The sequence below is a fragment of the Endozoicomonas atrinae genome, assembly GCF_001647025.1.
Taxonomy (GTDB): Bacteria; Pseudomonadota; Gammaproteobacteria; order Pseudomonadales; family Endozoicomonadaceae; genus Endozoicomonas; species Endozoicomonas atrinae.
Genome location: NZ_LUKQ02000195.1, coordinates 1 through 10,193, shown reverse-complemented (window position 1 = coordinate 10,193; position 10,193 = coordinate 1). Strand labels below are relative to the sequence as shown.

The 10,193-nt window shown below is 48.1% G+C and carries 10 protein-coding genes; 2 read left to right on the top strand and 8 right to left on the bottom strand.

What is annotated here, in order from left to right:
* Positions 1 to 203: 203 nt before the first annotated feature.
* The gene (gene napF, locus AK963_RS20790; RefSeq protein ID WP_083232817.1) at positions 204 to 743 is read left to right on the top strand and encodes a ferredoxin-type protein NapF; all 540 of its coding nucleotides are present in this window, start codon (positions 204 to 206) and stop codon (positions 741 to 743) included.
* Positions 744 to 785: 42 nt separating this feature from the next.
* On the opposite strand, the gene AK963_RS20785 is transcribed toward napF, so the two are convergent.
* From AK963_RS20785 to dksA, 8 genes are all read right to left on the bottom strand, one after another.
* The gene (locus tag AK963_RS20785) at positions 786 to 2,171 is read right to left on the bottom strand and encodes a sigma-54-dependent transcriptional regulator (protein ID WP_066017343.1); all 1,386 of its coding nucleotides are present in this window, start codon (positions 2,169 to 2,171) and stop codon (positions 786 to 788) included.
* Positions 2,168 to 5,245, bottom strand: coding sequence for an ATP-binding protein (locus tag AK963_RS20780; protein ID WP_066017342.1), 3,078 nt, complete (start codon positions 5,243 to 5,245; stop codon positions 2,168 to 2,170). The genes AK963_RS20785 and AK963_RS20780 overlap by 4 nt, the downstream gene beginning before the upstream one ends.
* Positions 5,235 to 5,411, bottom strand: a complete 177-nt coding sequence (locus AK963_RS33395; protein ID WP_020584290.1) for a hypothetical protein — start codon at positions 5,409 to 5,411, stop codon at positions 5,235 to 5,237. Before AK963_RS33395 ends, AK963_RS20780 begins: the two co-directional genes overlap by 11 nt.
* 87 nt (positions 5,412 to 5,498) lie before the next feature.
* Positions 5,499 to 5,603, bottom strand: a complete 105-nt coding sequence (locus tag AK963_RS36695) for a hypothetical protein (RefSeq protein ID WP_274520546.1) — start codon at positions 5,601 to 5,603, stop codon at positions 5,499 to 5,501.
* Positions 5,604 to 5,628: 25 nt separating this feature from the next.
* The gene (locus tag AK963_RS20775) at positions 5,629 to 6,117 is read right to left on the bottom strand and encodes an alpha-ketoglutarate-dependent dioxygenase AlkB family protein (RefSeq protein WP_274520545.1); all 489 of its coding nucleotides are present in this window, start codon (positions 6,115 to 6,117) and stop codon (positions 5,629 to 5,631) included.
* Between the two features lie 107 nt (positions 6,118 to 6,224).
* A complete protein-coding gene (locus AK963_RS20770; protein ID WP_066017341.1) occupies positions 6,225 to 6,980 on the bottom strand; it encodes a hypothetical protein in 756 nt (251 codons plus the stop codon).
* Positions 6,981 to 7,216: 236 nt separating this feature from the next.
* Positions 7,217 to 8,113 carry a tRNA glutamyl-Q(34) synthetase GluQRS gene (gene gluQRS / locus AK963_RS20765; protein ID WP_066017340.1) on the bottom strand — a complete coding sequence of 299 codons (897 nt, stop codon included), beginning with the start codon at positions 8,111 to 8,113 and terminating at the stop codon, positions 7,217 to 7,219.
* A gap of 170 nt (positions 8,114 to 8,283) precedes the next feature.
* Entirely contained in the window at positions 8,284 to 8,727 is a 444-nt protein-coding gene (gene dksA / locus AK963_RS20760) for an RNA polymerase-binding protein DksA (RefSeq protein WP_066017339.1), read from the bottom strand.
* 447 nt (positions 8,728 to 9,174) lie between these two features.
* Here dksA and sfsA point away from each other — a divergent pair, with 447 nt between their 5' ends.
* On the top strand, positions 9,175 to 9,903 hold the full coding sequence (gene sfsA / locus AK963_RS20755; protein ID WP_066017338.1) for a DNA/RNA nuclease SfsA: 729 nt from the start codon (positions 9,175 to 9,177) through the stop codon (positions 9,901 to 9,903).
* Positions 9,904 to 10,193: the final 290 nt, after the last annotated feature.

The window sequence follows — 10,193 nt, the reverse complement described above, 5'->3', positions numbered from 1 at the left end:
GTTACGAAGATATCGTGGATTGCTGCTGCGAGGCCTGGAACAATCTATGCGGCGAAGCTGGACGTCTATTCAGTTTATGCTCTCGTCAGTGGGCAGTTATACAGTAGTTAGAAAAAGCAATTGGTATAAATACCGCTTTAATCAATATGTGAACAGGGTATTTTGAGGAAGAATTTTCAAACATGCAGGTTTCTGGTTAAGTCGTGTCAGATATACAGAGAACCGAAGACGAACCGTTGGTATCGCCAGCAAGGCGGGCTTTTTTCAGGCGTTTCGCTCCTGAGCCAGAGCAGGTTGTTCCGGATAGCAGTTATCCAAGGCCTCCATGGGCTGTAGAGAACAAACTGTTTCTTGCGCTTTGTACACAGTGTGATCAGTGTATTGATCAATGCCCAATGCGAGTACTGGGACGATCTGATGAGAGAGAAGATATTCTTGCTGGCCGACCCATATTGGACCTCTCTTATGGAAGCTGTGACTTTTGTGGACAGTGCGTTGATGCCTGCCCTTCGGGAGCGTTGAGTCGTGAGAAAGGAAAAAAGAGGCAGGTTGTTCCCCAGCTTTCTGGCAGTTGCCAGGCAGAACTGGGGCTGTACTGTAATCTTTGTGAGGAAACCTGCTCTGAACAGGCAATCAGCTTTGGGGCGGATAAAAAGCCGGTTATAGATCTCAGTCTCTGCAGTGGCTGTGGCGAATGTGCCATGGACTGCTACAGCCGTGTATTGGTCATGGCTAAAGCCTAGGCACTGGTTTGAGCTGAGTCTGCAACCTGGTGTCAACAGATCCTAAGTTGCGGTTGTTTTTTTCCGTGGAATACCCAGACGTTGGCGCCGTTCCCAGAGAGTTTTTCTACTGATACCCAGCTTTTGCGCAAGCTCGGTTTCTGTCATCTGGTCCTGATGCTCAAGAACAAAGCGCTGGAAGTAGTCTTCCAGTGTCAGGCCATCCTGAAGCTCTTCTGCATCCTGGCGGAAAAGTGTCTGTTTCACACGAACTTCAATATCCAGGTTTTCCGGAGTGATGATATTGTCTTCGGAAAGAATGACGGCCCGTTCAATGGCATGCTCCATTTCGCGAACATTGCCAGGCCACTGGTACTGAGAAATGGCTGCCATGGTTTCGGGTGCCAGTGAAAAGACCTCCAGGCCCATTTTTTCACAGGTTTTGGCCAGCAGCTTTTCTGCCAGCATCAGGATATCATTGCCTCTTTCCCGGAGCGGTGGAATGCGCAGTTCAACCACTTTCAGTCGATAGTACAGGTCTTCACGAAACTCGTTCTGTGAAGAAAGCTGGCGGAGGTTCCGGTGAGTAGCTGCAATCAATCGAACATCAACGGATTGGGACTGTACTGAGCCTACACGACGAATCTCACCTTCCTGAAGCACCCGAAGTAACCTTGCCTGAGCTTCCAGTGGAAGCTCCCCGATTTCATCAAGAAACAGTGTGCCACCATTGGCGGCTTCGATCAGACCCGTTCTAGCTGCTGTTGCGCCGGTAAATGATCCTTTTTCATGGCCAAAAAGTTCTGACTCAATCAGCGTTTCGGGAATGGCGGCGCAGTTGACGGAAATCATCGGACCATTGATGCGCTTACTGTTTTCATGGATGGCTCTGGCAACCAGCTCTTTACCGGTTCCTGATTCACCTTGAATCAATACCGTAGCATCAGTTGGAGCCACTTTCTGTATTTGCCGAAACAATAGCTGCATGGCATCACACTGCCCCAGAATGCCATTAAAGCCATCGCCAGAGAATGTCTCTTGAATCTGACTTTCCTTATCATCCTGGTCAGTATTGGTCTCGGTGCTCTGTGCTGCCTGCTTTTCAATAGCTTCAGCCACTCGTTGGATCATCTCCGCATGATCAAAGGGCTTGGCAATATAATCAACGGCGCCCTGCTTCATGGTTGAGACTGCCGAATTCAGGCTGGCATAGCTGGTCATGATCAGTACGGGAATACCATTAGCCAGGTTAATCATCTCAGTACCGGGCTTGCCGGGAAGCCTTAGATCACTGATGATCAGTGAAAATGACTGTTGTTTGAGGAAGTCTTCGGCTTCATGAACAGAGCCGGCCTCGGTAATACTATATCCTTGTCGTTCAAGAAGACGACGCAGCGATGACCGGATAATTTCTTCATCTTCGACAATCAGTACCTGGTCCTGACTCATGCCATATCCCCCTGAAATTCCAACGGCTGCTCCACTGGTGCTGACTCGGACTCGTAGCGTGGAAGCGAAATGATGAAGCAGGATCCTCGTCCTGTTAATGGATCCAGCGGACTCACAACCTGAATACTGCCAAAGTGTTCTTCGATAATATTCCAGGTTAGAGCCAGGCCCAGGCCAGTACCTTTACCAGCCTCTTTTGTGGTGAAAAATGGCTCAAACAGCCTTTCCTGAATGGTTTTGGAGATTCCGTGCCCCTGGTCTTCAAAACGAATGGTTACCGTGTGCTGGTTTGCTGTGCTACTGACGGAAACAACACTCTCAGTGTCAATGGCTTCATCTGAAGCATCGGCAGCATTTTTCAGCAGATTGATAAACACTTGTTGTAATTTTTGGCTGTTACCGCTGACGCAGAGGCCATCGATACATAAATTGCGGAATAAGATATTGCTGTTCTTATGGCTCAATTGCAACAGGCTAATAGCCTCCTGGATGGTGCTGAACACTTCTACGGGCTCTGCTAAGGATGGTGAACCACTGTTATGCTCGATTTGTTTTCCCCCTTTCTGCCCGGAGTGAGCATAAGACACCAGCGTTTGAACAATACGACTGACCCTTTTGGTTTGCTCCAGTATCTGCCGGGAACTCTGCTGGATATCCGGGTCGGATGACAGTGCGCTCATTTCCTGGGCAAGGCAGTCAATACCGGTAATCGGGTTGCCAATCTCATGGGCAACCCCTGCTGCCAATTGCCCGATAGATGCCAGTCGCTCACTGTGAAAGAGTTGTTCTTCCAGCATTTGAGTTTCCGTCTGATCTTCCAGCAACATGACCTGATTGCCACCGGTACCGGAAACGGGTGCCTCTACAGCGGCTTTATGCAGGCTGAAATAGCGGGTATCTCCATCCATTTCAACACTGTGTTTGTTCAGGTGGTTGTCGGGAAGTTGAATGAAATCACTTAGAATCTGATTCCAGGGAGCAGGGATAGTTTTCAACGGCATCCCCAGAACATCTTCAGCAGGAATACCGGTTAATTCTGCCATTGCCTGATTCCAGAGCATTACTTCACCAGTATTGTTTGACAGCAGAGAATCCGGGTTGTCAGAAGAAGTACTCTCAATGGAAGAGTCAATAGAACATACGGCCATGGGCAGGCTGTTTAATGTATCCCGGTGATAACGTCTCAAGCTATCAAGCTCACCAGCCAGACCGGTCAGTTTTGAGTGATACGCTTCCAGCCGCGACTCCATAAAATGTATGTCTTTCGGGACGTAATCATTTTCGACATCCAGTGGTAAAAAGGAGTCAACGATTTCATGAGCAATAGTGGGGCCCATGAGCCCGGACAGGTTATTCTCAATACGATCCCTGAGTCGCCTCAGTGAGTGTGGACGGTTATCATCTGGCCTCATATTCAGGTCGGTCAGGGCCTTGTTGATTTCTGTCTGAGCGGCTACGGGACCAAGAGGAGCACTGAGCATCTCCTGAAATTCGTACGAAGAGCGGGCCTTGGGGATTTTGTATGGCTGCTGGCTTACCTCACGGACCAGACAGGCGGCAGCAGCACTGCTCTCTTCATCCGGCATTCTGGTAAAGCTGGATACCAAGTAGAACACCAGAACATTCACGACCAGTGATGAGGCGGCGGCAATATACCAGCCATCGTTAGTGATGGTGCCGAAGTTGACACTGCGGATTGGGAAAATCTCAAGTCCCATGGTCAAAGGCAGCATCAGGGTAAAAAACCAGACAGTGGTTCCAGATAGAATCCCGAGAATCAGTCCCTTATGGTTTGCTTTGCCCCAATAGAGAGTAGACAGAGTACCGGGGAGCAGTTGCAGAGCCCCAACATAGGCAACGATACTCAGGCTATACATGTCCACTTCGTTGTGCAATAGCCGGTAAAACCCGTAGCAGCCGAGGATCAGTGTAGCAATGATCAGACGTTTTACATTGGTCAGCCAGCGATAGATATTCATCTGGACCTGGGCAGGCTCTTTCGTCTGATAGATAGGCAGGATGACGTGGTTGAGCAGCATGGAGGACAGTGACAGCGATGTCACAATAAACAGGCCACTGGCTGCCGAAAGTCCTCCGATATAGGCGATGATGGTTAGCCATCGACTATCCAGCGCATTGCCAATAGCCAGTGGAAAGTACTCAGGTGGATAAGAACTCCCGATTTTAAGACCCGCCCAGAGAATCAGGGGGGTCGAAATACTCAACAGTAATAAAAAGAAAGGCAGGCCCCAGCTGGCTGTGAATAACATTTTTACATCGCGGTTTTCTGCAAACGTCATATGAAACATATGAGGCATAACGACAGCCGAAGCAAAAAACATCAACAGAGTTGTCCGCCAGGGACCATCTTCCAGATGAGAGTTCATTCCGATAATGACTTCAGAGTTGGCTTCAAGCCAGCTGTTTAATCCGGAAAAACCACCAAAGACCTCGAAGATTACTACACCTCCAAGCAGCGCCATGATGAGCAGTTTCAGAAGAGACTCAAAGGCAATAGCAACCACAAGACCGTCATGCTGGTGGCGGCTGGCCAGGTGCCGGGTACCAAACATCATGGTCAGTAACGTGACCATAATACAAAAACCAAAGGCCAGTTTCTCAGGAGATGTCTCATCACTCAGCAGGTAAACACTGTCAGCCACGGCCTGTATCTGCAGGGCAAGCAGAGGAAAGGTGATAAACAGTAGCAGCAGTGTACTTAACGTACCAGCTACCGGGCTCCGGAAACGAAAGGCCAGTACATCGGCCAGAGAGCTGAGTTGATAGGTGGAGGTTATTCTTAATATTGGAACCAGCAGGACAGGTGCTAACAAGAATGCACCGCTCAATCCAAAGTAGAAGCCGAGAAAAACATACCCATCGTCGTGAGCAACCCCGATACTGCCATAATAGGCCCAGCTGCTGGCATATATGCCCAGAGACAGTACATAGGTTGCCGGGTGATGAACTATCTTACGCGGGATAAATCCACGATCGGTCGCCCAGGCACAGAGAAAAAGAATGGCCAGATAGGCAACACTGACAAGAACGATATATTCCAGTTCAAAGCTCATCGCTGTTACCCCTGACCTGAAGGGTAAAGCCCGCGACAATCAGAATGAACCAGAGTATCCAGGGCTGATACCATTGTTCACCAAACGTAATCCACCACCCCATGATGGCAGGAGAAAAAAGGTAAATACCGATCACCAGAAGCAGAACTAGACGGTAGATATACATATTACGTCGGTGCAGTTTCGCAGTTGGACAGACATGGTAATGGTTATATGAATAAACCGCAAAAGAGTTGTGGTTTTTTCTTTCTGTTCAGGAGGTTGCCACCTTCCTGAAGGTCAGGTTAATCCTCGGCTCTACTGGTCTTGCTGTTTTTGTCAGACAGTGCTGCCAGTATTTCTGGGTAGTTCCGGACATTATTAGCAGGGAGCCAGATGTCAGGTCAAAAGTGTAGGGGGGGGAGGTCTTTTCTGTATCGGTGTCGTAACCTAAACCTTCGAGTAGCTCCCAGACTGAATGATGCAATTACCGGGTTTTCACCCAGCTCTGGTTCATTGTCGCTGTGCCAGCTATTACTGTCCTGGCCACTCCGGTAAAGGTTGATTAATACAGAGTTGAAGACATGACCACTGATTTTTTCGATCTGTTGCTTAATCAAGATAACGGTCTGGCTCCATGGTTGTGGAGAAAGTGCCAAGCCTGAGTATTGATAGTGTGCGCCAGGATCTCCCATCCATACCTGAAGTCTGGGAACAGGAAGGGTTTTACCATAAATGGTTATCTGGTCTTGTTGCCAGGGCAATGTGGAGTATAGTTCTGAGTATAATTGCTGGCACATGGATTCGGGAGCTATCTGAGGCCAGAAAAGCAGGTGTGCATCGGGAGGGGTGTATATTTCCGCAGGAGCTGCAACAGAGGTGAATGTATTCAATGTTATCGGGCTCCTGACAACTTATTGAGCACCAGAGGTAGTCTTAGGTCCACCGACAGCCAGTAAAGAAGGCTTTTACTAACAGAACCTAAGACTATTTTGTAAGGTCACAGCCCCGGAGAGTCGTAAGTTACCCAGTAGATCATTTCTCCCGGGCAATCGCTACCCAGAACATCTGCCATAATATTATCAATTTTCAATTTGCCTATTTGTTCCAGCCACTCATCATCATCCAGCTTTTCTTCCAGTAACCAGCTGGGTACAGATTGGCTGTCAGAGTTGTACCATGCCACAGGAAAGCGCATGTTTTTGGGGAGGCGGTTGCGTTTTACACTTAACGATGCATCACAACGAACAACAAGGCTATCTGCTACCTGCTGACGTTTACGGAGATATTTAGTGGACTCTTTGGCAAATTTTTCTTCGTATGGACTCATCAGCTCCTCTTGTCGGCTTTCCAGACAATAGTCATAGGCGCGACTGACATCGCTGTTCTCATAGCCCATGATGCCACAGGCTTCCGTAACGCGGTTTTTTATATCCTGGCTGAGTTCTTCATACCAGGGAGCATTAGGTCCAAGTACTCTTTGAGCTTCAAGAGTGGCGACAAAGATCAGATTTTCATCCGGTGTAAAGCAGGATGATACACCCTGAGTGTGGATTGGGGACTTAATATTTATAGATGGCTCTTGACGTATAAGCTGCTCCCGGGTTCGTCTTGCTGCATCACAGAAGTCAGGATTTTCTGCTGCAGCTCTGCTGGAACTGGCACTCGGGGAGGAAAAAGCCAGAGTATTTGCCGTCAGGTTAATGGATAAAAATGAAAGAGCAGCAACAAGAGCTGTTTTAAGGACTATCGACATATTCGCTCCTTGAACACATCTTTTTGGGGCCCATATCCAGACACCTCAAGGCATGTGGATATGATTTATTCAACAATATATAACATGTTCGACTGAATAGCGGTAGGTTTGCTTAGGAGGGGATCAACTGGATATACAACCATCCACTAATTCTTTGCACCAGACTATACCACTTGGTGTGGCACGGCAGGACATAATGGCTGGTATGCATTTCAAAATGCCGCAACGAACCCCGCCTAGAGAGAGTCCTGCAATATCTCTTTTTTTCCTGCCATGTTTCTCATAGACCAGTTCTTTGTTCCCCAGGACAGGATCTCTTCAACAGAGTTCATTAGCAGGTCTGGTTCTGGCTTCAAGCCAAATGCAGTCAATGCTTTGATAATGAGTGGACGGGGGTTGTTCAGCGGTATGGCTGGAGCATGATTCTGCTTACTGAGTTTATTGCCATTGTTCTGTGTAATCACCGGAACATGGGCATAGACAGGATGCGGATAATTCAACTGGCTTTGCAGATAGAGCTGTCTTGGGGTTGAGTCCAGAATATCTACTCCCCTGACAATATGAGTAACCCCCTGGAAGTTATCATCGATACAAACGGCCAGCTGATAAGCGTACAGTCCATCCTTGCGCTTGAGAATAAAATCGCCAAGCGTGCTTAAGTCAAACGACTGATCACCCTGAATACGATCCTGAAATTGAATGATACTGCTACTGCATAATAGCCTGAGGCTGTGGGGCTGGTTTGGGATCTCACGCTGGCTTCGACAATAACCGGGATACACTCCATCCAGACCAGCAAGTTTTTTACGGGTGCAGGTACATGGGTAAAGTTTCTCTTCACGGAGCAGGGTATTAATGGCTTGATCATAGGCTTCACTGCGATCACTCTGAAAAAGTACGCTGTTATCCCAGTGCAGGCCATAAACGTCCAAAGCTTTTAGAATAAGGTCTGCAGCTTTGGGTTGCTCTCTTGGAGGGTCAATATCTTCCATACGAACGAGCCATTTTCCATGATGGGCTCGCGCATCCAGGTAACTGGCCAGTGCCGCAACCAGAGAGCCGAAGTGCAGAGGGCCGGAAGGGGAAGGCGCAAAACGTCCAATGTAGAGGGGAGTGCTTAGTGTGTCGCCCATATGGAGTGATTATAAATCAGGCAATGGTATTTAGTGAGAGTCGTAGCAGATTCAGTTTGCAGAAGTCTGTCAGCATCTACAGTGCTGTTAACTATAAAAAGTGAACCAGTCGAGAATGAATCAGTCTGTGGAACTCACTGAGCCACAGCCTGACCCATTATCCGGGTAAATCAGTTACCCAGTTGTCTTTCCTTGATCTCGGCCAGTGTCTTACAGTCGATACAAAGCGTAGCAGTAGGGCGGGCTTCCAGACGACGAATGCCTATTTCTACGCCACAGCTGTCGCAGTAACCGTAATCGTCTTCTTCGATCCGGGACAGTGTATCGTTGATTTTCTTGATCAGTTTACGCTCACGGTCACGGGTTCTCAGTTCAAGGCTGAACTCTTCTTCCTGACTGGCGCGGTCTGCTGGATCAGGGAAGTTCGCGGCCTCATCCTGCATATGGTTAACTGTACGATCCACTTCTTCCATCAGCTCCTGCTTCCAGTTCTGCAGGATCTTGGTGAAGTGAGCGACCTGTTGCTCGTTCATGTATTCTTCCCCATCCTTTTCCTGGTAGGGGGTATACGATTTGAGCAGATTGCCTGTATCCGCGTTTTTCTGTGCTGACATGATTACAGCCTCACCACCTTCTATTCATGAACCAGGGGAACAACAATCCTGGATCTCTCCATTTAGAGGCGCTCGCATTCTGCCTGTTGAAAGCAGCCTCTGCGATCCCTCTGTTACTGCCGGTAAGCCGGCTCCCTGAAAGCCAAGGTCAACACCACGGGTGCCTGGCGAGAACAAAAGCTCCTGGCACTTGCCTCTTGCCTTCCTTAAAGAAGCGGAGAAACTACCAAAACACATGGCAAGACGCCATAAAAAAATGTCATCCGCTTTCTGACATTGACCAAAACCTGTCCTCAGGTCAACTGATATTATTCTCTGAATCTGTTATCTAACTGATTCAGAGAGCCTATCAGCTCTACAGGCGCAGGAATGATCAACAGTCATCTTAAAATTCTAGTTTAGAATATAAATAAGTAAATTAATGAAATTAAGTAATGAGTATCTGTAATGAAATACGATAGCCGTCTCTCTGAAGCCTGCCTGATAAAAAGATACAAACGTTTCATGGCAGATGTTGAGCTGGCAGATGGCTCACAGATAACCCTTCACTGCCCGAATACCGGCTCCATGAAAAACTGTCTATACCCGGGTTACCGCGTATGGTATTCAGACTCAGGAAACCCGAAGCGAAAATATCCCTGTACCTGGGAGCAGGCTGAAATCCCGGTGGTGTTTAACGGCGAGGAACGAATAACCCTAGCTGGTCTGAATACCGGGCGGGCCAATACCCTGGTAGAGGAACTTTTGTTATCCGGTCAGGTGTCAGAACTTTCTAACTATCAGACTATCCGTCGTGAGGTTCGATATGGTGAAGAAAATAGCCGTATTGATCTACTGCTTCAGCAGGAAGGTCTGCCCGACTGTTATGTTGAAGTGAAAAGTGTCACCTTGGCGATGGGGGACGGACTTGGTCTGTTCCCGGATGCAGTGACCAGTCGGGGGGCAAAACATCTTAGGGAGTTGACCCATATGGTTGCAGATGGTCATCGATCCGTGTTGTTTTTCTGCGTCCAGCATACCGGAATTGACCATGTTTCTGCTGCAAGGGAGATTGATCCGGTTTATGCGGAAGAACTGCAAAATGCGGTTGAGGCCGGAGTGGAGGTGATGGCCTGGGGGGCAGACATTTCTCCAGAAAAAATAGAGCTGGTAAGACCGCTTCCGGTCACTATATAAATCGATTACTCATTAAAAAAGCTGGAAAAGCTTACAATCGCCCATTCAATTCATCATCCAGACGCCTACGGCTCCATGACAAGTCCGGCAGGCTTCTGGCTTATTTTATACCAATTGCACTTTCTAACTCTCTATTGCGCAGATGGCCTGAAGCGTACTCCTAATACCAATCGCATTTTCTAAATCCTTAAGCTGCCGCCAACTATGCTTAGGCATCATTACCATGCATTATCTAGAACAGATGTCTCGTCGACCACAGCTACCCGAAGGTTTTAATGATGTTGATTTTC

Bases quoted from the DNA above. Each gene is read 5' to 3' on its own strand.
- dksA (WP_066017339.1), bottom strand. From the start codon at position 8,727: ATGTCAGCACAGAAAAACGCGGATACAGGCAATCTGCTCAAATCGTAT.
- AK963_RS33395 (WP_020584290.1), bottom strand. From the start codon at position 5,411: ATGTATATCTACCGTCTAGTTCTGCTTCTGGTGATCGGTATTTACCTT.
- AK963_RS20785 (WP_066017343.1), bottom strand. From the start codon at position 2,171: ATGAGTCAGGACCAGGTACTGATTGTCGAAGATGAAGAAATTATCCGG.
- gluQRS (WP_066017340.1), bottom strand. From the start codon at position 8,113: ATGGGCGACACACTAAGCACTCCCCTCTACATTGGACGTTTTGCGCCT.
- AK963_RS36695 (WP_274520546.1), bottom strand. From the start codon at position 5,603: ATGTCCGGAACTACCCAGAAATACTGGCAGCACTGTCTGACAAAAACA.
- sfsA (WP_066017338.1), top strand. From the start codon at position 9,175: ATGAAATACGATAGCCGTCTCTCTGAAGCCTGCCTGATAAAAAGATAC.
- AK963_RS20780 (WP_066017342.1), bottom strand. From the start codon at position 5,245: ATGAGCTTTGAACTGGAATATATCGTTCTTGTCAGTGTTGCCTATCTG.
- AK963_RS20770 (WP_066017341.1), bottom strand. From the start codon at position 6,980: ATGTCGATAGTCCTTAAAACAGCTCTTGTTGCTGCTCTTTCATTTTTA.